17 protein-coding genes are annotated in these 22,901 nt (G+C 63.7%); 12 read left to right on the forward strand and 5 right to left on the reverse strand.

Translation table 11 applies throughout. From position 1 onward, the window contains the following. Nucleotides 1–55 precede the first annotated feature (55 nt). The 4 genes from ACZ881_RS19195 to ACZ881_RS19210 form a co-directional block, all read right to left on the reverse strand. Complete coding sequence (locus ACZ881_RS19195; RefSeq protein ID WP_091466255.1) at nt 56–1,234, reverse strand: adenylate/guanylate cyclase domain-containing protein; 1,179 nt, start codon at nt 1,232–1,234, stop codon at nt 56–58. Then, nucleotides 1,224–1,817 (reverse strand): PH domain-containing protein, encoded by a 594-nt coding sequence (locus ACZ881_RS19200; protein WP_476117620.1) that lies wholly within the window; start codon nt 1,815–1,817, stop codon nt 1,224–1,226. Before ACZ881_RS19200 ends, ACZ881_RS19195 begins: the two co-directional genes overlap by 11 nt. Then, nucleotides 1,810–2,760 (reverse strand): biotin--[acetyl-CoA-carboxylase] ligase, encoded by a 951-nt coding sequence (locus tag ACZ881_RS19205; RefSeq protein WP_476117621.1) that lies wholly within the window; start codon nt 2,758–2,760, stop codon nt 1,810–1,812. Before ACZ881_RS19205 ends, ACZ881_RS19200 begins: the two co-directional genes overlap by 8 nt. Before the next feature lie 67 nt (nt 2,761–2,827). After that, entirely contained in the window at nt 2,828–3,718 is an 891-nt protein-coding gene (locus ACZ881_RS19210) for an SDR family oxidoreductase (RefSeq protein WP_476117622.1), read from the reverse strand. A gap of 217 nt (nt 3,719–3,935) precedes the next feature. Here ACZ881_RS19210 and ACZ881_RS19215 point away from each other — a divergent pair, with 217 nt between their 5' ends. From ACZ881_RS19215 to ACZ881_RS19255, 9 genes are all read left to right on the forward strand, one after another. After that, nucleotides 3,936–5,519 carry an acyl-CoA carboxylase subunit beta gene (locus ACZ881_RS19215; RefSeq protein ID WP_476117623.1) on the forward strand — a complete coding sequence of 528 codons (1,584 nt, stop codon included), beginning with the start codon at nt 3,936–3,938 and terminating at the stop codon, nt 5,517–5,519. Next, nucleotides 5,516–5,773 carry an acyl-CoA carboxylase epsilon subunit gene (locus ACZ881_RS19220; protein ID WP_476117624.1) on the forward strand — a complete coding sequence of 86 codons (258 nt, stop codon included), beginning with the start codon at nt 5,516–5,518 and terminating at the stop codon, nt 5,771–5,773. The genes ACZ881_RS19215 and ACZ881_RS19220 overlap by 4 nt, the downstream gene beginning before the upstream one ends. A gap of 65 nt (nt 5,774–5,838) precedes the next feature. Next, nucleotides 5,839–7,521 carry a DUF885 domain-containing protein gene (locus tag ACZ881_RS19225; RefSeq protein WP_476117625.1) on the forward strand — a complete coding sequence of 561 codons (1,683 nt, stop codon included), beginning with the start codon at nt 5,839–5,841 and terminating at the stop codon, nt 7,519–7,521. A gap of 116 nt (nt 7,522–7,637) precedes the next feature. Next, a complete protein-coding gene (locus ACZ881_RS19230) occupies nt 7,638–9,071 on the forward strand; it encodes a dicarboxylate/amino acid:cation symporter (RefSeq protein WP_476117626.1) in 1,434 nt (477 codons plus the stop codon). 93 nt (nt 9,072–9,164) lie between these two features. After that, nucleotides 9,165–9,605: a YbjQ family protein gene (locus ACZ881_RS19235; RefSeq protein ID WP_091466238.1), complete on the forward strand. Its 441-nt coding sequence runs from the start codon at nt 9,165–9,167 to the stop codon at nt 9,603–9,605. A gap of 139 nt (nt 9,606–9,744) precedes the next feature. Next, complete coding sequence (locus ACZ881_RS19240) at nt 9,745–10,470, forward strand: TetR/AcrR family transcriptional regulator (RefSeq protein WP_476117627.1); 726 nt, start codon at nt 9,745–9,747, stop codon at nt 10,468–10,470. Nucleotide 10,471: 1 nt separating this feature from the next. Continuing rightward, nucleotides 10,472–12,997, forward strand: a complete 2,526-nt coding sequence (locus ACZ881_RS19245; protein ID WP_476117628.1) for an MMPL family transporter — start codon at nt 10,472–10,474, stop codon at nt 12,995–12,997. A gap of 213 nt (nt 12,998–13,210) precedes the next feature. Further along, complete coding sequence (locus tag ACZ881_RS19250) at nt 13,211–13,888, forward strand: Maf family protein (protein WP_476117629.1); 678 nt, start codon at nt 13,211–13,213, stop codon at nt 13,886–13,888. 54 nt (nt 13,889–13,942) lie between these two features. Beyond that, nucleotides 13,943–15,814 (forward strand): acetyl/propionyl/methylcrotonyl-CoA carboxylase subunit alpha, encoded by a 1,872-nt coding sequence (locus ACZ881_RS19255; RefSeq protein ID WP_454810085.1) that lies wholly within the window; start codon nt 13,943–13,945, stop codon nt 15,812–15,814. 69 nt (nt 15,815–15,883) lie between these two features. Here ACZ881_RS19255 and ACZ881_RS19260 read toward each other — a convergent pair whose 3' ends face one another. Continuing rightward, complete coding sequence (locus tag ACZ881_RS19260) at nt 15,884–17,293, reverse strand: MFS transporter (protein WP_091466231.1); 1,410 nt, start codon at nt 17,291–17,293, stop codon at nt 15,884–15,886. A gap of 294 nt (nt 17,294–17,587) precedes the next feature. Between ACZ881_RS19260 and ACZ881_RS19265 the strand changes: the two genes are divergently transcribed. From ACZ881_RS19265 to ACZ881_RS19275, 3 genes are read left to right on the forward strand one after another with little or no spacing between them, the layout of a single operon-like run. Further along, nucleotides 17,588–19,000, forward strand: coding sequence for an MFS transporter (locus ACZ881_RS19265; RefSeq protein WP_091466229.1), 1,413 nt, complete (start codon nt 17,588–17,590; stop codon nt 18,998–19,000). Beyond that, nucleotides 19,001–21,187: a molybdopterin oxidoreductase family protein gene (locus ACZ881_RS19270; RefSeq protein WP_476117630.1), complete on the forward strand. Its 2,187-nt coding sequence runs from the start codon at nt 19,001–19,003 to the stop codon at nt 21,185–21,187. It abuts the gene before it with no gap. Then, on the forward strand, nt 21,184–22,746 hold the full coding sequence (locus ACZ881_RS19275; protein WP_476117631.1) for an FAD-dependent oxidoreductase: 1,563 nt from the start codon (nt 21,184–21,186) through the stop codon (nt 22,744–22,746). Before ACZ881_RS19270 ends, ACZ881_RS19275 begins: the two co-directional genes overlap by 4 nt. Nucleotides 22,747–22,901 lie beyond the last annotated feature (155 nt).

The following is a 22,901-nucleotide window of genomic DNA, read 5'->3' on the forward strand; positions in this document are numbered from 1 at the left end:
GAAGCCCGAGGGACGTGAGAGAGCGTGCGGCCCAGACGGGCTGTCAGCAGGCTGCCTAGTCCAGCACCAAACCCTTGCCCCGCCCGCGTGCGAGCATCACGGGATGAATCTCACCGAAGCCACGGACGTTCTCCGACTTCTGGGGAACCAGGACGAAGCGGTCATCCTGTCCAAGGGCGGCCGCAGTCATGGCGTCCACGAGAACCGTCCCGGGCTGCGCCAGCGTAGTCAGCCGTGCGGCAAGGTTGACGGTGGGCCCGTAGATATCGCCAAGCCTGGAAAGGATGCGGCCCCACACCATGGATACACGGCACTGTGGCAGGATCTCATCCTCAGTGAAGGCCTGCGCCAGTGCCAAGGAAATCTCCGCTCCGGCAGCGGGGGTTTCAGCGATGTAGAGGACTTCGTCGCCCACGGTCTTGACCAGTCGTCCGCCACCCACGGAAATGATCTCGGCGCATTTGTTCTCAAAACGCTGCACCAATTGGGCGAGAGTTTTCTCGTTCATGCGGCGCGACAGGCTGGTGTAAGAGACCAGGTCCGCGAATCCCACTGCCCGGGCCAAGGGCAACGGCGAATCGTCTTCGTCGCCCTCCCGGCCCTCCTCGCTGGCCTGGAGCCCGGCTTCCGCGCGAACGGCAAGACGCTGGACGCCGGCATTGAGTTGGCGGCGGTAGGAGTACACCAGGATCTCTTCGAGGGAATCCACCAGCGCCGGCAGCTGACCCACCAGTTGTTTTCGGGCCACGGCATCAGGGATTCCCTGCTCGGAAACCATGTCCTCCACCAACGCTTCGATCTGCCAGACCACCATGCGGTCCGTCATTTGGCCGATGGAACGGGTAACGGAAATCGCGGCTTCCTCTGTCAGGAGCCCTGCACGCACCAAGTCCAGGATGCTGGATAACGCAGCTTGGTCGCGTTCAGTAAACGCCACGTCCTCGTCCCCAAAGTTAGGGAATCCCAGCGCGCGCCAGATTTTGCGTGCCGACAGGATGGACACGCCCGCGCCTGCAGCAACTTCACGACGCCGCAGCTTGCGTTCTCCGCCCAGGAGCTTCGCCTCAAGGGCTTTAATAGCCAGGCGCTCCGCGGACATCACACCAGTGGGCGGACCTGTTTGCACCGACGCCGGAGCTGGCCCGACCTCAGTCTCCTCGTCGACGGAAGGTTCCGGTACGGCGTCGAACTCCTGGTCCAGGTCCTCGCCGGACTGCTGATCCTCAACGCTCATCTCTTCCACCTTCTCTCAACTCCCATGGCAATTCTTCAAAATCCCTCAGTACTTCACCCTCAAAAACCTCACCTTGCGGGAGTTCGTCCATCGCGTCAAGAATGAATCCCCGGAACTTCCCCACTTCGGGAACATCGGCCAGGACGGCTATTCCGGAGTGCCCGGTATCCAAGGATATATTCCCTGAGTGCAATACCCGTTGGAGCATGCTCTGCTGGACACCAACGTTGCGGACGGCCATCAGCGATACCTGCCAATCACTCCGCCGAAACATTCCGTTCCTGGCAAGTACACGCCTGCTCGTCAGGACGTACTTGATCGACCGCCACCGCAACACACGCTTGAGGCTGTACGCGGCGAGGAACCACACCGCGAGCACAACAACGGTCCCCACCAGCCAAGGCGTCCATTCGGCAGTGATGAACGGCACCAGGCGCTGGGGGTTTTCCCTGACGATCCAGGCACAGGCAAAACCCGTCAGGGCGGGTACCACGATGAAGGCCAGCACCGGAAAGAAGAGCGAACGGCCCTGTTGGCGCGTAATCGTGATGACCTGCTCCCCCGGAAGTAACTCTTTACGCATAACCGCTTTCTGTGGCGCGCAAGTGCACCACATCTCCGGCTGTCACTACGTGCTCCCTACCGCCGTGGTCCACCACCAACAACGAGCCATGCTCGTCCAAGCGCGAGGCGTGGCCCACGAGTTCGTGGTCCCCAGGCAAGTGAGCGCGCACTTCCCGGCCCAACGTCACCATGGCCGACTCAACGCGCTTGTGCAGGGACGGGCCACCTACCAAACCGGCCGCAGGGTCTCCCTCGGAGTTGCAGAAACTGCGGTACAACCTGGCAAAGCGGGAAAGGTAGCTTTTCAGCAGCGCGGTGCGGTCCGTCGTGGTGGCCCCTTCGAGGGCAAGCGAGGTTGCTGTAGGAACTGGAAGTTCCTCCTCGGCCAAGGACACGTTGAGGCCAACACCCAAGATGACGGCCGGAACGGAGCCATCGCCCAGCGGAGTCATCTGGGCCAGGATGCCAGCCACCTTCCGCCCGTTGACCAGCACGTCATTGGGCCATTTGATCTCCGCGGTGATTCCGGCGGTTTCCTGCAGGGCCTCACGCAGGGCAACCGCAGCAAGGAGCGACAGCCAGGAGTAGCTCTGCGTCGGGACCGGCATTCCTTCTGCCGTTATGGGGCGCAGCACCATGGAAACGGACACCGCCGACCGCTCGGGTGATTCCCAGTGGCGGTCCAGCCGGCCGCGCGCCGCCGTCTGGTGTTCGGCGGTCAACACGGAAAGGTCGGCCCACTTTTTCGGCTCCACCGTCACAGCCCTTACGAGGTCCTGGTTGGTGGATCCTGTGGAATCGACAATCTTCAGCTGGGAGATGCCGGTAGCCGACAAGAAATCCGACTGGAGCAGAGCATCACGGTCCAACGCCCTACGATCCACAGAGCAACGGGAGTGCCCGGACGTGACCTCTCCGGACAAGACCTGGGGTTCGCTGCTCTCTGGCTGTTCGGCATCCATAGCTGAATCCTATCCAGTTGCGACGTCCCCGGATGATGGCTGCGCTGAAAAACGGCTATGAATCTCCCTAAAGGAAGATGTCCGGCACCAAGCGATCTTCGGGCGCGCCGAGACTGTACGGAGTGAAGTCCGAGACGCCGGCAGCGCGCAGCACCTCTTCGTCTGTATAGAAATTCCCGGTAGCACCCGAACCCGTCAGCACGGCGTGCGCGGCATCGGCCATGATCTCCGGTCCGCGGGCCGCCTGCACGATCTGCTGCCCGCCTGGCATGTTCCGGATCGCGGCCGTGTCAATCAAGGTGCATGGCCAGAGTGAATTGACCGAGACGCCGTCGTTCTTCAGCTCTTCGGCGAGTCCCAGCGTGGTGAGGCTCATCCCGTACTTGGCCATGGTGTAGGCCAAGTGCATACCGGCCCATTTCGGGTCCAGGTTAAGGGGAGGAGACAGGGTGAGGATGTGGCCGTGGCTGGATTCGCGCAAGGCGGGCAGGGCCAGCTTGGACAACAGGAACGTGCCGCGGACATTGATGTCCTGCATGAGGTCGTAGCGCTTCATGTCCACGGCGTCGGTGCGGGAAAGGTCGATCGCCGAGGCGTTGTTAACCACGACGTCGATGCCCCCGAAACGCTCGACGGCGGCGGCGACTGCGGCGGCGACGTCGTCATCATTGCGGACGTCCCCGACGAGCGGCAGCGCCTGGCCGCCCGCTTCGACCAACTGTTCCGCGGCGGTAAAGACGGTCCCCTCGAGTTTGGGGTGGGGGTCGCCGGTCTTGGCCATGAGCACGATATTGGCGCCGTCGCGGGCCGCACGGGTGGCGATGGCCAGGCCGATGCCACGGCTGCCGCCGGACATAAGGATGGTCTTGCCCTTGAGCGAAGCGGAGGCAACGTAGGGGGTGGTGCGTTGCGTGTGACCCTCTGTTGAGGCGGAGGAAGCGCCGTTGCTTGAAGTCATGGAGACACTCTAACCCAACTATGTTACTGGCGGGTAACATAGTGTTGGCTTTGGCGTGAGCACGGAAAATTGTAGGGTTTCTACAGCGGTTCGCGGCAGAGGCGTCACTAGACTGGCCTGCGGGGCCTGTTCTTTGTACGGAAGCTACTTAAGTCAGCTACTTGTCCGTGCCGGGGATTGCGCCAGCGAATATCAGCTACAGAGCCGGAGACACTTGATGAGCCACGATCTGACAAAGACAGCGGGAAAGATTGCCGACTTCCGCGACCGCCAGGCCCGTGCAGAACAGCCTTCCGGCCCGGAAGCAATCGAAAAGCAGCACGCGCGCGGCAAGAATACCGCCCGCGAACGCATCGACCTCCTGGTCGATCCCGGATCGTTCGTCGAGTTCGACGCCCTCGCAGTCCACCGCTCCACCGCTTTCGGCATGGAAAAGAAGAAGCCGCTCGGCGACGGCGTGGTCTCCGGATACGGAACCGTGGATGGCCGCCTCATCGCCATCTACAGCCAGGACTTCAGCGTCTACGGCGGCTCACTGAGCCAAGTCAACGGTGAGAAGATCGTCAAGGTCCAGGAATTCGCCCTCCGGAACGGTTGCCCGGTTGTCGGGATCAACGACGGCGGCGGCGCACGCATCCAGGAAGGCGTTGCTTCGCTGGCGATGTTCGCGGACATCTTCCGCAACAACGTGCACGCTTCCGGCGTGGTCCCCCAGATCTCCCTCATCATGGGCCCGTGCGCCGGCGGCGCTGCCTACTCCCCCGCGTTGACTGATTACGTGGTCATGGTGGACAAGACATCCCACATGTTCATCACCGGACCTGACGTCATCAAGACAGTCACCGGTGAGGACGTGGACATGGAAACCCTCGGTGGCGCGCGGCAGCACAATGCCACCACCGGCACCTCCACCTACCTGGCTTCCGACGAAGCCGACGCGATCGAATTCGTCCGCGAACTCCTGGACTTCCTGCCCTCCAACAACCTGTCCGAGGCCCCCGTGGTGGAGCACGACCAGGAACTGGAACTGAACGACGACGACCACGCGCTGGACTCGCTGATTCCCGACTCCGCCAACCAGCCGTACGACATGCGCAAAGTCATTGAGCAGATCGTGGACGACGCCCACTTCCTGGAAATGCAGTCGCTCTACGCTCCCAACGTGATGATCGGCTACGGCCGCGTTGAGGGACACACCGTGGGCATCGTGGCCAACCAGCCCATGCAGTTCGCGGGAACGCTGGACATCTCTGCCTCGGAGAAGGCTGCCCGCTTCGTCCGTCACTGCGACGCCTTCAACATCCCCATCATCACGCTGGTTGACGTCCCCGGCTTCCTGCCCGGCAAGGACCAGGAGTTCCAAGGCATCATCCGCCGCGGCGCCAAGCTCCTCTACGCCTACGCTGAAGCAACCGTTCCCAAGCTCACCGTCATCACCCGCAAGGCCTACGGTGGCGCGTACATCGTGATGGGCTCCAAAAAGTTGGGCGCTGACCTGAACCTCGCTTGGCCGACGGCCCAGATCGGCGTCATGGGTGCCCAGGGGGCAGTGAACATCCTTTACCGTCGCGATCTCGCTGCCGTTGCCGAAGCCGGCGGCGACGTGGAGGCCAAGCGCGCCGAAATCATCCAGGGCTACGAGGAAGAGCTGCTCAACCCGTACCAGGCGGCGCAGCTGGGCTATGTTGACGCAGTCATCGCTCCCTCGGATACCCGCCTGCAGATCATCCGCGGACTCCGGGCCCTCCGCGACAAGCGCGCGAGCCTGCCCACCAAGAAGCACGGAAACATCCCGCTGTGATGGCGCCCAGGCATCGCGCCGATTTGGCGCCTGACGGAGCAGCCGCCGCATCGCCTGCCGAACCGATGTTCTCGGTGGTCAAGGGCGAACCGACGGCCGAAGAGCTCGCGGCGCTTGCCGCCGTCGTGGTTTCGCTGGGAGTCCGGCAGGAAGAGGCCTCGTCCAAGCCGAACGTCCGGCACTGGGTGCGTCGCCAACAACTCCGCCTGGACCCCACACCGGGTCCAGGTGCTTGGAAGCGCAGCCGGGGTTAATTCCCTCCTCTGTAGAAAGTTCAACAACCCTTTCACGTAAGCGTTGTCGCGGCTAGGCTCTGTGGGTGACTACTGCAAACACTCCCGTACGCCCTAAGTCCGCCATCGATGCCGTGGCTGACGCGTACACAGAAAAGCTGATCGAACTCAATCCCAGCTTCGCCACCACGCTGGGCTTGCCGGGACACGAAACGGAATACCAGGACTTCTCGCCTGCCGGGGCTGAGGCGCATGCGGAGGCCACAAGATTGGCCTTGGATGCCCTGGCAGGCCTTGAACCGTCCGATGATGTGGACGCCGTCACCCTGGACGCCATGCGTGAGCGGCTCGGCTTGGACCTGGAGATCCACGAGTCCGGCTGGGATGAGGCCGACCTCAACAACATCGCCTCCCCCGCCCAGGACATTCGCGCCATCTTCGACCTCATGCCCACGGACACGGTGGAACAATGGGAACACATCGCCGGCCGTGCTGCGAACGTTCCTGGTGCGATTGAGGGCTATATTGCATCACTTCGCTCGGCTGCTGCCGCCGGAAAAATATCCGCCGCCCGCCAAGTGCGGATCGTCATTGAGCAGACCGGCAGGTACGCGGCAGAGGATGGTTTCTTCGCCAAGATGGCTTCAACGGCTGCCGTTGGTGATCAGCCGCTGCCTGCGGACGTTCAGTCAAAGCTCGACGCCGGGACTGCGGCCGCGCGTTCTGCGTACAGTGCCTTGGGCGACTTCCTTCGGGACGAGCTCCTCCCCGTAGCCCCGGAGAAGGACGCCGTGGGCCGTGAAAGGTATGCCCTGGCGTCCCGTTCGTTTATTGGCGCCGAAGTCGACCTGGAAGAAACGTACGCCTGGGGTGTCCAGGAGCTCGAGCGGCTCATCAGCGAGCAGGAAAAGGTTGCCGGCCAGATCAAGCCGGGCGCCTCCATTGAAGAAGCCAAGAGCATTCTCAATAACGATCCCGCCCGCCAGATCAAGGGCACGGACGCCCTCAAGGCCTGGATGCAGGAACTCTCCGACCGTGCAGTCTCTGAGCTCGCCGACGTCCACTTCGACATCCCCGACGTCATGAAAACCCTCGAATGCATGATCGCCCCCACCGATGAAGGCGGCATCTACTACACCGGCCCTTCCGACGACTTCTCCAGGCCCGGCCGCATGTGGTGGTCCGTACCGGCAGGTGAAGACACTTTCACCACCTGGTCCGAAACCACCACGGTGTTCCACGAAGGCGTTCCCGGGCACCACCTCCAGGTAGCTACGGCCACGTACCGCCGCGAACTCCTCAACAACTGGCGCCGCAATGTCTGCTGGGTGTCCGGACACGGCGAAGGCTGGGCGCTCTACGCCGAGCAGCTCATGCTTGAACTCGGCTACCTCAAGGACCCGGGCGACCACATGGGCATGCTCGACGGCCAGCGCATGCGTGCTGCGCGCGTGGTGTTCGACATCGGCGTCCACTTGGAACTGCCCGTCCCCGAACGCTGGGGCACCGGCACCTGGACACCCGACAAAGGCTTCGACTTCCTCAAAGCCAACCTCGACATCAGCGAAGGCCAGCTCCAGTTCGAATTCACCCGCTACCTTGGATGGCCAGGCCAGGCCCCGTCCTACAAAGTGGGGCAGCGTTTGTGGGAGCAAATCCGTACAGAGCTTGAATCCCGCGAAGGCTTCGACCTCAAGTCCTTCCACAGCAAGGCGTTGAACATCGGTTCCGTAGGTTTGGACGTACTGCGCCGGGCACTGTTGGGATAGTTTTTGTTCCCGCCCGAGACGCACGCCACGGCCCCGGGCGGGAATAACTTCATAGCTGCGTAACATTTCTCAACGTCCGTTCGCTATGTTATTTGCGATGCACCTAACGTGTTCCGGTGAGCACCTCAACCAACACTTCCCCAGCAGCTGGCAAGACCGGCTTCCGGCTCCCCAAGTGGGCCGGTTCCTTCGGCGTCCAGATCATCGCAGCCCTCATCATCGGCCTCGTCCTTGGCCTCATCGCCAAGTACACGGGCAGCACCAAGACTGCTCCCAACGGCCTTGGCGCTACTCTCCAGACCATTGGCTCCAGCTACGTATCGTTGCTGCAGACCGCCGTCGTTCCTTTGATTTTCACCGCCGTGGTGAGCTCCATTGCGAACCTGCGCCAGGTCTCCAACGCCGCGCGACTGGCGTGGAACACTCTGCTGTGGTTTGCCATTACCTCGCTGGTATCGGTACTGATCGGCATCGGCCTGGGTGTGCTCCTGCAACCAGGCGCCGCAACCGGCATCACCGAAGAAGCCAAGTACGCCGGCAAGACCGGTGACTGGTGGGCGTTCCTGATCGGCCTGTTCCCCAAGAACTTCCTTGGACTCGGCGCCAGCTCCACCGTCACCGAGAGCGCCAACGCCGCCACCACCGTCAGCACCGCAGTGAACTTCAACGTGCTCCAGATCCTGGTGATCGCCATCGCAATCGGCGTTGCCGCCCTCAAGGTGGGCAAGCAGGCCGAAGCCTTCCTGACCTTCAACGCATCCGCGCTGGCAGTCATCCAGAAGGTCCTGTGGTGGATCATCCGCATCGCCCCGCTGGGCACCATCGGCCTGATCGGTAACGCTGTGGCCATCTACGGCTGGGACACCATCGGCTCATTGGGCAAGTTCACTGCCGCTATCTACATTGGCCTGGCACTGGTGCTCTTCGTCCTCTACCCCATTTTGGTCCGCGTCCACGGCCTGTCCGTCAAGCAGTACTTCTCCGGTGTTTGGCCGGCGGTCCAGCTGGCGTTCGTCTCCCGTTCCTCGATCGGCACGCTTCCGCTCACGCAGCGCGTCACCGAGCGGAACCTGGGCGTCCCCTCCGGCTATGCTTCCTTCGCCGTGCCGCTGGGCGCCACGACCAAGATGGACGGCTGCGCAGCGATTTACCCGGCCATCGCTGCGATTTTCGTGGCACAGTTCTTCGGCATCAACCTCGACTTCAGCCAGTATTTGCTGATCGTTCTGGTCTCCGTCCTCGGTTCCGCCGCTACGGCAGGCACCACCGGCGCCGTCGTCATGCTCACGCTGACCCTGTCCACGCTGGGACTCCCGCTTGCCGGCGTCGGCCTCCTCCTGGCGATCGACCCGATCCTGGACATGGGTCGCACCGCCGTCAACGTCGCGGGCCAGGCACTGATCCCGGCCATCGTGGCCAAGCGCCAGGGCATCCTGGATGAGTCGCTGTACAACGCACCCCGCAACGGTGCAGCGTTCGCGGATGAGTTCGCAGCCGACAAGGCAGCGGCAGAAGTCAACGAGCGCGAACTGGCCGATTCAAAGGCCTAAGACTCAGCCGCTTCGCAAGGGCACAAATCCCCCGGGGAGTTCTCCCCGGGGGATTTCCCCGTTTAAGGGGTCGAGTCTGGATAGGCTCGGACCATGTTGATCGTCACCTCCAACGAAATCCCAGGCCACCGCATCGATGCCGTCTTCGGCGAAGTCATGGGCCTCACTGTCCGTTCACGCGATATCGGGTCGCAAATGCTTGCAGGCTTCCGCTCCCTTGGCGGAGGCGAGCTGCCCGAAATGACCAAAGCCCTCTACGAAAGCCGCCAGGAAGTCATGGCACGCATGGTCAACGAAGCGCAGCAGCGTGGAGCCAACGCCATTGTGGCCATGCGCTTCGACACCTCGGAAATGGGCACCAACTGGACCGAAGTGTGTGCCTACGGAACCGCGGTCTACGTGCTGCCGCTGGGTGAGGGTGAGCCCGGAGCAACGGGCCAGTCCATCTACCTGACCAAAACCGCAGCCCAACAGTCATCCCAGCAGGGTCAGCCGACTCCACCCGCTCCCCCGGCGCCCCCAACACAGTTCTAACCCCACGCTTACGAGTCCCGCTCTGGTTCGTCCGCCACCCCGTTCAACGGTGGGCTTGACGAACCAGGGCGGGACTTTTCGCATGCCCCCGAGAAGTGCGAAATTGCGCAGAGTGCAAACTTGCACTTAGTGTAAGTATGTGACCCAAACCAGTAGCCAGGAAGCCACTGTGGAGTCGTCCACCATTGCTGAGCCAACTGCCCCTTCACGGCGCGAACTCAACAAGGCGGCCACCCGCAGCTCCATCGCCTCCGCAGCCCTGGACCTTTTGCGCAGCAACGGGCCCGGAAATTTCACCGTAGAAGACATCGCGGCCAGCGCGGGTGTCTCACGGCGAACCTTTTTCAACTACTTCCCCAGCCTCGAAGCTGCCCTGGCCTCCGTTGCCGACGGCTTTATGGACCACGCGCTGGAGCAGTTCCGGATGCGCCCCGCGGACGAGTCCATCCTCGAATCCGCGCAGGCCGCCCTCATGGCACTGGCCGATCCCATGTCCGTGGCACCCATGGCCGAATTGTTCAGCCTGACCCAGGACAACCGCCAGCTGGCCCGCTCCGAGCTCGAAGCCTGGGAGCACTGCACCGAGCAAATCATCGATGCCGCCCGCGGCCGGCTCGGCGCCGGCATCAGCGAGCTCTACCTCCATGCCCTCGCAGGCTCCGTCATCTCCTGCGGCAAAGCGGCAATGACCGTCTGGTTCGCCGAACACGGACCGGACCTTTCCCCCAAATCCCTCGCCGTCCTCCGCCAGCACCTCATCGATGCGATGGGCCTTCTCGGCACCGGCTTCGCGCCGCCGTCGGACGCCTCCCTGCGCGCCTCAGCAGCCTCAACTTCCGTTTCAACCACCAAAGATCGGTTCTGACATGGCCTCGTTCCTCTACCGTCTCGGCAAATTTTCGTATCGCCGCCGCTGGCTGGTCATCTCCATTTGGCTGGCCGTCATGGTGGCAGTGGGCGGCTCGGCCGCAGCGTTCCACGGCACCATGTCCAACAACTTCACCATCCCGGGCACCGAAACCCAGCAGATGGCGGACAAGCTGAAGGAGGCCCTGCCCGATTCGTCAGGCGGCTCGGCCAGCGTAGTTTTCGACGCCGGAGATGCCGGCTTCGACCAAGCCAAAAAGGATGCAGTTGCGGCTGCTCTTACCAAGCTGGAAGCCATGCCGGACGTGCAGGGCACGGTAAACCCCTTCACCACGCAGGAGCAACTGGATAAGGCCGCCGCGGACATCGCCGCCGGCGAAGCCAAGGCTGCCGAGGGCCAAACCCAGTTGGACGCCGCGCGCGCCCAGCTGACTGCAGGCGAAGCCCAACTCGCAGGGGCTGAGCAGCAACTGGCCGCAGCTGGCCTCACTCCGGCACAGATTGAAGCGCAGCTGGCTCCGCAGCGCGCCGAACTCACCGCAGGGAAGGAAAAGCTCGACGCCGGAACCAAGGAAGCAGCCGACGGCGCCGCCACGCTGGCCCTCGGCAAGCGACAGCTTGAGGCCTCTGAGGGAATGCGATTTGTCTCCAGCGACAACAGAGCTGCAATCGCGCAGGTCCAGTTCAAGACCTCCATCAACGCCGTTGACCCCGCCGTCCGCGAGGAAGTCCAGGAGATCGTCCACGGAGTCTCTTCCGCCGGTGTCACTGCCTACGCCAGCAAGGAAATCACCGAGGACGTCTCTGAGATCTTCGGCATTGCAGAAATCGTGGGCGTCGCAGTGGCTGCCCTTGTCCTGATTCTGATGCTCGGCACGCTTATCGCGGCTGGCCTGCCACTTTTGATGGCGTTGATCGGCGTTGCCGTGGGCGTAGGTGGAACGTTCGCGCTCACCAGTGTGATCGACATGAGCTCGATCTCGCCCATGCTTGCCCTGATGCTCGGCCTCGCGGTTGGCATCGACTACTCCCTCTTCATCGTCAACCGCCACCGCACGCAACTCCTGTCCGGTATGGACGCCGAGGAATCTGCGGCCTTGGCCACCGGTACCTCCGGTAACGCCGTGCTATTTGCCGGCCTCACGGTCATCATCGCCCTCGCCGCACTGGTGGTTCCCGGGTTGCCGTTCCTCGCAGTGATGGGTGTTGCGGCCGCAGCGACAGTCGGTGTAGCCGTCGTCGTAGCTTTGACCCTGACGCCTGCCGTCCTGGCCTTGATTGGCCGCCGACTCATTTCCAAGCGCGCTTGGGCCAATGCTGCAAAGCACAACGCCGAGCCCGGCCACGAAGCTGCGGACCGGGAACGCGAGGAGAAGCGCAGCAGCGGTGGCTGGGGCGGTATGGTCACGCGTCACCCGTGGGTTGCCCTCGTGGCAAGCGTCGCCCTGCTGGGTGCCTTGGCGTTGCCGGCATCGCAGCTGCGGCTGGCACTTCCCGACGGCGGCTCCGAGCCGGTGGATTCGCAAGCCTTCAAGGCGTACGACCTCACGCGCAGCAGCTTCGGCGAAGGCGTAACCGGACCGATCGTCGTTGTGGGCGAATTCCCCGAAGGCCTCAGCGAGAACGATGCCAGGAACAAGCAGTTCGACGTCGCGGACCAGCTTCGCAGCGTTGAGAACGTCATCGCCGCTGTGCCGGTTGCCTTGAGCGAAGACCGCCGCACCGCCGTCTTCCAGGTCATCCCGAAGGAGGGTCCCGCCAGCGCCGGCACCGTGCAGGTGGTGTCCGATCTCCGCGCCAAGGGCTCAGCAATTCATGACGACTTGGATGCAACCATTGGCCTGACGGGCCAAACCGCAGGCAACATCGATGTGTCCAACAAGCTCGGCGCGGCTCTGCCGCCCTACTTGGCGATTGTCGTGGGACTCTCCCTCCTGCTGTTGCTGCTGGTATTCCGCTCCATCGTGGTGCCCCTGCTGGCAACCGGCGGATTCCTGCTCTCGCTGGCCGCTGCTTTCGGCGCCGTGGTTGCCGTGTACCAGTGGGGCTGGCTGGGAGGCATCTTCGACGTCGCCAATCCGGGTGCTGTGCTCAGCTTCCTGCCTATCATCCTGATCGGCGTGCTGTTCGGCCTGGCGATGGACTACCAGGTGTTCATTACTTCCGGCATGAGGGAGTCCTTCATGCACGGTGAGTCCGCCAAACATGCTGTCCGCTCCGGGTTCAGCCACGCTGCAGCAGTGGTCACCGCGGCCGCGATCATCATGGTCAGCGTGTTCTCCGGCTTCATCTTCAGCCATCTGACCATGGTCAGGCCCCTCGGCTTCGCGATGGCATTCGGTGTGCTGATTGATGCCTTCGTGGTCCGCATGACGATTGTTCCCGCCGTGATGTACCTCCTGGGCGAGAAGGCCTGGTGGCTGCCCAAGTGGCTGGAACGGATCCTTCCGGATGTGGACGTGGAAGGCGCCAAGCTGGACCGCAGTGATCGCCGGAAGGCCTCTGCCGCGGAACTCGTCCACTAACGATCTCTCACGTAACAGCCAATATTCTCGAACGCTCTCCCATTTGCGTGACGCAAGTGAGAGAGCGTTCGGTTTAAGCACGCGGGATGTGATCGAGCGTCAGGGGGAAGCACGCGGGATGTGATCGAGCGTCAGGGGGAAGCGCGCGGGATGTGATCGAGCGTCAGGGGGAAGCGCGCGGGATGTGATCGAGCGCCGTATTAGGCTGGGACCGTGACCCGATTGATCCTTGCCTCCCAGTCCCCCGCCCGCACCAAGCTCCTCACGGAAGCCGGGATCCGGCATCACGTCCTGGTCTCCGACGTCGACGAGGATGCGGTGCAGGCAAAGTACGGTGTGACTGACGCCCACGACACCGCGCTCTTGCTGGCCCGTGCCAAGGCCGAGGCCGTTGCCGCCCTGCCCGAAGCCGAGGGTGCCTTAGTGATCGGTTGCGATTCGGTGTTCGAGTTCGACGGCGAGTCCCACGGCAAGCCCTACACCGCGGAGGTCGCGCGGGAACGAATGCTGCGGATGAGCGGCTCGCAGGGAGTGCTCCACACGGGGCACTGGCTGGTTGACTGCCGGGACACGGCCGCTGACGCGGACGAAGAAGCAGGCGCAGATGAAGCTCCCGAAGGCACTGGCGCCACTGTTGGCGCGGTATCGAGCGCTGAGGTCCACTTCGCCCGGATGAGCACGAACGACATCGATGCCTACATCGCCACCGGAGAACCCCTTCACTGTGCCGGCTCCTTCACCATCGATGGCTTGGGCGGGGCCTTCATCCGCAAGGTCGACGGCGACCCGCACGCCGTCGTCGGGCTTTCCATCTCCACCCTTCGGGACCTGCTGGTCCATGCGAACGTGGGCATCACGGAGCTGTGGGACACGGATAACCAAGAGAAGTAGTTTGTAGCAAACCTACAAAGGAACATCGCATCACACACGGAATCCCCCATCAATATGGGCGGAACCCTCACAATCGCGCTAGGCTCCTCAAGGACAGAAGGAGTCAACAACTTGTCAGCTAACCCGGCGCAGCCCATTTCCAGCCCTCTCACCAAGGTCTTGATTGCCAACCGCGGCGAAATCGCGGTCCGCATCATCCGAGCCGCCCGGGACGAAGGCATCGCCTCCGTAGCCGTTTACGCCGACCCCGACCGTGACGCCCTCCATGTCCGCCTCGCCGACGAAGCCTACGCTTTGGGCGGCAACACCGCCGCCGAGTCGTACCTGGTGATGGACAAGATCATCGACGTCGCCAAGCAGTCAGGTGCCGACGGTATCCACCCCGGCTATGGCTTCCTCGCCGAGAACGCCGAGTTCGCGGCCAAGGTCATCGACGCCGGCATCACGTGGATCGGCCCCTCCCCCGAGGCCATCTCGGCCCTGGGCGACAAGGTCCAGGCCCGCCACATCGCCGAAAAAGTAGGCGCACCCCTTGTCCCCGGCACGGCCGACCCTGTGGAGTCCGCCGACGAAATCCTGAAGTTCGCCGAGGAATTCGGCCTTCCCATCGCGATTAAGGCTGCCTTCGGCGGCGGTGGACGCGGCATCAAGGTCGCCCGCACCATGGACGAGATTCCCGAGCTCTACGAATCAGCCGTCCGTGAAGCAGTGGCCGCTTTCGGTCGCGGCGAATGCTTCATTGAGCGTTTCCTCGATGCTCCGCGGCACGTCGAAACCCAGTGCCTGGCCGATGCTTTCGGCAACGTTGTGGTGGTTTCCACCCGCGACTGCTCCCTGCAGCGCCGCAACCAGAAGCTCGTTGAGGAAGCCCCGGCTCCGTACCTCAGCGAAGAGCAGAACAAGCGCCTGTACGAGTCCTCCAAAGCAATCCTGAGGGAAGCCAACTACCTCGGCGCCGGCACCTGCGAGTTTCTTGTGGGCCAGGACGGCACCATTTCCTTCCTCGAGGTGAACACCCGCCTCCAGGTGGAGCACTGCGTGTCCGAAGAAGTCACGGGAATCGACCTCGTCCGTGAGCAGTTCCGCATCGCCCGCGGTGAAGCCTTGGGCTACGACGACCCCGAAGTCCGTGGCCACTCCTTCGAGTTCCGCATCACCGGCGAGGACCCGGGCCGCAACTTCATGCCCGCCCCCGGCACCATCACCACACTGAAGAACCCGACAGGCCCCGGCGTCCGGATCGATTCCGGCATTGAGCAGGGCGACGTCATCAGCGGCAACTTCGATTCCATGCTCTCCAAGCTGATCATCACGGGCGCCACCCGCGAGCAAGCCCTCCAGCGTTCACGCCGGGCGTTGGAGGAGATGGTGGTTGAGGGCATTCCCACTGTCATCCCCTTCGACCTCGCAGTAGTCACCGATCCCGACTTTGCTCCCGCGGAAGGACCCTTCAAGGTTCACACCCGCTGGATCGAGACCGAGTTCGTCAACAGCATCCCGGCATGGTCTGCCAACGGCGCGGGCGCTGAAACGTCCGACGCCGGTGAGCGCCAGCGCGTCGTCGTCGAGGTCGGTGGCAAGCGGCTTGAGGTGGTCCTGCCGTCCGGCCTGGGCGGTAGCATCGCCGCGGTTTCCGGCGGTTCGGGCACCAAGTCCGGCAAGTCCAAGAAGCGCTCCCGTTCAGCTGGTGCAACGGCTGCGGCTGCGGGCGGCGACGCGCTGACGTCCCCCATGCAGGGCACCATCGTCAAGGTGGCAGCTTCGGAAGGCGATGTTGTGGCTGAGGGCGACCTGATCGTGGTTCTCGAAGCCATGAAGATGGAACAGCCACTGACGGCCCACAAGGCCGGTACCGTGCGCGGCCTCGCTGCCACCGCAGGCGAGACTGTCGCCGCAGGTGCAGTCATCGCCACCATCGAGGACTAACGCCAAGAACCTCTTAACGACGTCGGCCCCGCACCGTTTGGTGCGGGGCCGATGTCGTTATTTGGCTACTTAGGCAACGTTGTTCTCGTAGTCCGTGTCCTTGGTTTCACGTGTGAGCCACAGCGCGACGAAGGTGACCACAGCGGCGGCTGCCATGTAGGCGCCCACCAGCCAGGTGCTGCCGTCGGCTACAGACCAGAGGGCAATGGCTACGAAGGAGGCCGGTGCCGCTCCGATCATGGAAGACAGGTTGTACGCCACTGCTGAACCCGTGTAACGGACGTTGGCCGGGAACAGCTCGGGAAGAATGGCCGCCATGGGGCCGAAGGTCAGGCCCATGAGGGTGAACCCCACAATGAGGCCAACCATGGCCGCTGCCTGGCCGGGGCCAAACATGGTGAACCAGAGCGCACCGAAGACGAAGATGCCGGCGGTGACGCCCAGCAGGAACTTGCGTCGGCCCCACTTCTCAGCGAGCGGCCCGGAGACCATCGTGAAGATACCGAAGAAGACGACGCCGATGATCAGCATCCAGAGGAAGTCGGACCTGGTGATTCCCAGGCCTGGGACGAAGGCTGCGACTTGCTCCGGCGTCATGGGCGTACCGGCCTTCTCCGCTGCTGCCTGGGCGCCGGCCAGCGTGGGTTTGGTGCCGTAGGACAGCGTGAACGTAGTCATGATGTAGAAGAGCACGTAGGTGGCGAACATGATGAACGTACCGGCCACCACGGGGCGCCAGTGGCTCTTGAGGGTAGCCGCGAGGGGCAGCTTCTGCACCTTTTCCTGCTGAATCACCTTGGTGAAGGACACGCTCTCCACCAGCTTCAAACGGACGTAGAGGCCCACGATGACAAGGACCGCGCTGAGCAGGAACGGAACCCTCCAGCCCCAGGCGAGGAATTCTTCGGCACTCAGGGACACGTTCATCCAGATGAAGATGACGTTGGCGATGATGAAGCCGATGGGCGCGCCCAGCTGAGGGAAGGTTCCGTAGATGGCGCGCTTGCCCTCGGGCGCGTTCTCCGTGGCGAGCAGCGCCGCGCCGGACCATTCTCCACCCAGGGCCAGGCCTTGGAAGAAGCGCAGGATGACCAGCATGATCGGCGCCAGGATGGCCCATCCCGCCATGGAAGCCGTGGGCAGGAGGCCGATGAGGAACGTTGCAATACCCATGGTCAGCAGCGATGCAACCAGGGTGCCCTTTCGGCCGATCTTGTCACCAAAGTGGCCGAAGACCACGGCGCCGACGGGACGTGCGAAGAAGGCAACACCGAAGATGGCGAACGCACTGAGCAGCGCGTTGATGTCAGTGGCGTCCGGGAAGAAGAGCTTCGGGAAGACGAGTACCGACGCGGTGGCATAGGCGTAGAAGTCGTAGAACTCGATCGTCGTGCCGATCAGGCTCGCGAAGATCACCTTGCCCCGCGAGTTCACTGGCTTAGTGGACTCGCCTTCCTTGGATGGTGCAGTGGAAGACATGTATTTGCAGCTTTCTTTCACGCCGGCCGATTCTCCAGGAGGCCACCCGGCGAAGGATTATTCGAGAGTTCAATAATAGTTCCCGCTGTCCATTGAATGGACAACAAAGTCCAATATGCGGACGAACGGAAAAATCTCATCTTGTGGTCCGCGCCACATTACCTCACCATCGCCTCACGCGCCGGTGACCCCGCCGATAGGGAAATGTCACAGCACGTTTACAAACGGCGCCCGTCCACGAAATGCGCGAAACCTACCTTGGAATAACAACGTCCCCCACCAAGGAGGCACTCCGTGACTGTTGACCGCTCCGCAGATGAACTGGCCCCCGTCCAGTCCACTGCCACCGCCGCCCCCGCCCTTGAACACCGCCCCGGCCGCTGGATTGCCAACTGGGATGCCGAGGACAAGGGCCAGTGGGAAGCCGAAGGCCGGTCCATCGCCAAACGCAATCTCTACTGGTCGATCTTCGCCGAATTCCTCGGATTCGTCGTCTGGCAGCTGTGGTCCATTGTGGTGGTCCAGCTCCCCGCAGCCGGCTTCCAGTTCGATACCAACCAGATCTTCTGGCTCATCTCCATCCCCAGCCTCGTAGGCGCCACGCTCCGCATCCCCTACACGTTCATGGTTCCCAAGTTCGGTGGCCGGAACTGGACCATCGTCTCGGCGCTGCTCCTGCTGATCCCCACCACAGGCCTCGCCATCTGCGTATCCAATCCGGAAACACCTTTTGGCGTCATGCTCCTTATGGCCGGCCTCGCCGGTTTCGGTGGCGGCAACTTTGCCAGCTCGATGGCCAACATCACCTTCTTCTACCCTGCCCGTGAAAAGGGTTGGGCACTGGGCCTGAACGCTGCCGGCGGTAACCTCGGTGCCGCCGTCGCACAGCTTGTTGTCCCTATCGCCATCACGCTGCTGGCTGCCGGGACCGTCAACCTGCCGATGGCAGGCATCATCTGGATCCCCCTGATCATCATCGCCGCCTTCGGCGCCTACAAATACATGAACAACCTCACCAGCGCCAAGGGTGATGTGGCTGGTTCCCTGGCTGCCCTCAAGGAACCGCACCTGTGGATCATGGCGTTCCTCTACATCGGTACCTTCGGCTCGTTCATCGGCTTCGCGGGCGTCTTCCCCAAGCTGATCAAGGACTACTTCCCGGACTTCTCCTCCATCCACGTCGGCGCGGTGGCACTCTCGCTGGCCTTCCTGGGCCCGCTGGTCGGTTCATTGGCCCGCCCCTACGGCGGACGCATGGCAGACCGCATGGGTGGAGCCCGGATGACCATCGCATCGTTCGCTTCCATGGCTGTCATCACGCTGACCATGATCTGGACGCTGCCCCTGAAGAACTTCTGGCTCTTCCTCACCTTGTTCCTGCTGCTCTTCCTGGCCAGCGGCTTCGGAAACGGTGCAACGTACCGCATGATCCCGGTCATCTTCGCAACATCCAGCCGGGCAGCCCGTGCGGGCGCCCCGAGCGCCACCACCGCACGACTCGCTTCTTCCTCACTGGGCCTGATCTCCGCGATCGGCGCCTACGGCGGGTTCGTGATTCCACAGGTGCTCAACGCTTCCAACACGGCCAGCGGCTCCTACACCCCGGCGTTCTACGGATTCGTTGGAGCCTATGTCCTCATGCTCACCGTCTGCTGGGTCTGCTACATCCGCCCCGCCCGGAAGCGCAACACGATCGGACACATCTAGATGCCCAACGGCGCCGATACCCACTGCCCGTACTGCGCGCTCCAGTGCGCCATGACGCTGACCCCGGCTGCACCTGCAGCCGGGGCAGTGCCCGCGCCGGAGGCAGCATCCGCCCCGCCCTTGGAAGTATCCGGGCGCGACTTCCCCACCAACCGGGGCGGGCTGTGCCGCAAAGGCTGGACATCGGCGTCGTTATTGCGTCACAACGGCCGCGTCACCGAACCGATGCTCAAAGGTTCCGACGGCGTGCATCAGCCCATCTCGTGGGACCAAGCACTGATGTTCATCACCGCTGCCGTCAAGGACACCCAGCAGCAGTACGGGAATGACGCCGTGGGCGTATTCGGCGGCGGCGGCCTCACCAACGAGAAGGCGTATCTGTTGGGCAAGTTCGCCCGGCTGGCCTTGCGCACCTCACGGATCGACTACAACGGCCGCTTCTGCATGTCTTCAGCCGCAGCTGCGGGCAACCGGGCGTTCGGCGTGGACCGCGGCCTTCCCTTCCCTGTTACGGATCTGGACACCGCGTCCGTGATCCTCATGCTCGGTTCCAACGTTGCCGAGACCATGCCTCCGTTCGTCCAGCACCTGCAGGGCGCACGCGACGCCGGCGGACTGATCGTGGTGGACCCCCGCCGCTCGGCTACTGCGGCGTTCACGTCCGACGGCGGCGGGCTCCACTTGCAACCGACGCCCGGCACCGATCTGGCTCTCCTTTTGGGCATTAGCCATGTGGTGGTCCACGAAGGACTGGCCAATGCTGAGTACATCGCGGCCAACACCAGCGGCTACGCCGCGGTGGTGCGCAGCTTGTCCGCGTTCTGGCCCGAGCGCGTGCAGTCCATCACCGGCGTCCCCGCCACCTTGATCCGCGAGACCGCCCGTCGCTTGGCGCAAGGAGCCCGCGCTGGCGGCAGCTATATCCTTAGCGGCCGCGGTGTGGAACAGCACGTGGACGGGACGGACACCGCCACCGCGGCGATCAACCTGAGCCTCCTCCTGGGCCTGCCCGGCTCGGCCCGCAGCGGCTACGGCACGCTCACCGGCCAAGGCAACGGTCAAGGCGGCCGCGAACACGGGCAGAAGGCCGACCAGCTTCCCGGCTACCGCAAGATCACCGATCCCGCCGCCCGCGCGCACGTCGCCGGTGTGTGGGGCATCGACGAGTCGCTGATCCCCGGCCCCGGCCTCCCCGCCGTGGAACTTCTCAAGTCCCTCGGAAAGCCCGACGGCGTCCGGTGCCTTTTCGTGCACGGCGCCAATGTGGTGGTGTCGGCGCCCGATACCAACGCAGTGATCCACGGCCTCCGCAGCCTGGACTTCCTGGTGGTTTGCGACTTCTTCATGTCCGAGACCGCAGCTGAAGCGGACCTGGTTCTGCCTGTGACCCAGTGGGCCGAGGAAGAAGGCACGCTGACCAACCTAGAGGGTCGCGTGATCCGGCGCCGCCGAGCGCTGACTCCTCCCCCGGGCGTTCGCAGCGAGTTGTGGCTCATGGCGCGGCTGGCGGAACTGCTTGACGCCCCTTCAACCTTCAGTGACGATCCCGAGACCGTTTTCGAAGAGCTTCGCCTGGCTTCGGCCGGTGGTTTGGCCGACTACTCGGGCATCGATTACGGCATGCTGGACCGGGGCGAAGCTGCCTACTGGCCCTACCCCGTGGGAAGCACCGGGACGCCGCGACTCTTCGCCGACGGGTTTGCCCATGCCGATGGCCGGGCCGTCATGGTTCCGGTGACGCCGTCCAAGCGGGCTGTTCGTTCGTTCGCGGACGATTCACTGGCGCTGGCAACCGGCAGGCTTCTGGAGCACTACCAATCCGGTGCGCAGACCCGACGCGTGAGCGAGCTCCTGGCGTCGCAGCCCCAGGCCCGGCTCCTCATTCACCCGGGAACGGCGGCTTCACGCGGCATTGCCGACGGCGACTACGCCACCGTGACAAATGAGCGCGGTGAAGTGCTCTGCCGTGCCGAGCTCAGCAACTCGGTCCGCCCTGACACTGTCTTCCTGCCGTTCCACTTCCCCGGCCAGGAAAATGCCAACCGCCTCACCGAGGCGACCACAGATCCCATTTCCGGCATGCCGGAGTTCAAGACCAGCCGGGTATGGGTCCGGAAGGCAGTCTCCACCCAGGAACGGGTTCCAGCTGGAACCCGGCTGCCACTGCACGTCAAGGAGGCATCATGAGCGAGCGCATTGTTGTTGTTGGATTCGGCCCCGTAGCTGCCCGTCTCGTGGACGAACTACTCCCCGCCGTCCGCTCGGGACTGGTGCAGCTGCTGGTGGTGGGCCAGGAAACCGAGGCAGCGTACAACCGCGTTATGGTGGCCGAGCTGGGCGTCGGCCGCACCACAGCCGAGGCTCTCGCGATGACTGATGCGTCCGAGCTGGAAGCCGACGGCGTGGAAGTGCGGTTGGGCGTCAAGGCCAAGAGGATCGACCGTGCCCGTCAAAACATAGTCCTGTCCGATGACAGCACTGAGCACTATGACCGACTGGTGTTCGCCACCGGGTCCCGTCCCGTCATTCCCAACCTCACAGGGCTCAACCCGGATCCTTCCAGGCCGGTGCTTCCGGCCGGCGTCACGGCATTGCGTGATCTACAGGATGCTGCGGTACTTCGGGCGGCGGTGGCCGACGGAAAGCGTGTGGTGGTGCTGGGTGGCGGCGTGCTTGGCCTGGAAACCGCCTTGGCTGCCTCGGAAGAAGGCGCCCAAGCAACTGTGGTTCACAATGGACCCTTCCCCCTCGGCAGGAGCATTGACCGCGGCAGTGGATCCGTCCTCATCAACAGTCTGCGCGCCGGAGGTGTCCGGATGGCAGGCAATGCACGTTCTACTGGTGTGGAGACGGCAGGACCCGGCGGCAGCTTCTCGGCTTTGCTGCTGGATGACGGCTCGGCGATCGACGGCGACCTGCTGGTTCTGTCCTGTGGTGTGCGCCCCCGCATCGAACTGGCGGAAGGCTGTGGCTTGCCTGTTGCGACAGGGATCCTTGTGGATCACCACCTCCGGACCTATCACGAGCCCCACATGTTCGCGATCGGCGACTGCGCTGAAGTGCGCTGCCCCGACGCTGCCTGCGTTGATTGCCGGACAGCCGCTGGGCCCTCCGGCCTGGTGGGTCCGGGCTGGCGGCAGGCTGAGTGGTTGGCCGAGTACCTCGTGGTCCTGGCCCGGGATGGCCAGGACGCCGCAGATGCCTTGGAAGCGCTGCCCATGGAGAAGCCCGGGGTGGTTGTCCTGAAGGCACGCGGCATCAATCTGGCCGTGGCGGGCGATAACCAGGCCGATCCATGGGACGAGGAGTTGCTGGAAGCAGGTGCCGCGTCCGGGCGTGCCCGCCGGCAAATCTCCCAGTGGGCCGATCCCGAACACGGCCGCTACGTGAAGATGACCACCCGCGGAGGAGTGCTGGAAGGCTTGGTGGCCGTAGGTATGCCCAGGACTGCTGCCGAGCTGGTGGTTCTTTTCGAGCGTTCCTCGGAGCTGCCCGCGGACCGGTCCTTGCTGCTCCGCCTGGACGGACCTGACCAGCTGGATGCCGGCGCCACGAGCAACGATCCCCAACGGACCGTGTGCCGCTGCGCCGGGGTGAGTGCGGCCAGCATCGAGGACTCCGTGGTGGAAGGCTGCAGCACCGTGGGCGAGGTATCCAAGGCCACCCGCGCCGGAACAGGCTGCGGAGGGTGCCATGAGGACATCAAGGGGATCATCGAAAAACACTTCCAAGCGGCTGCCGCCTGAAGCCGCTTAGTTCTCGCTCCGATTCGGGGGTTCCCTGCGGATCGTGGCGGGCGCCCCGCCCCAACCCCCCCGGGCCCACGGCACGGGCGCGACCCGGGTGAGCCTGGCGCGAACAGTGCACCTGCAACCCCCGCGCACCCACCCCGATGGAGCCC

It is taken from the genome of Paenarthrobacter sp. TE3676 (genome assembly GCF_056279165.1).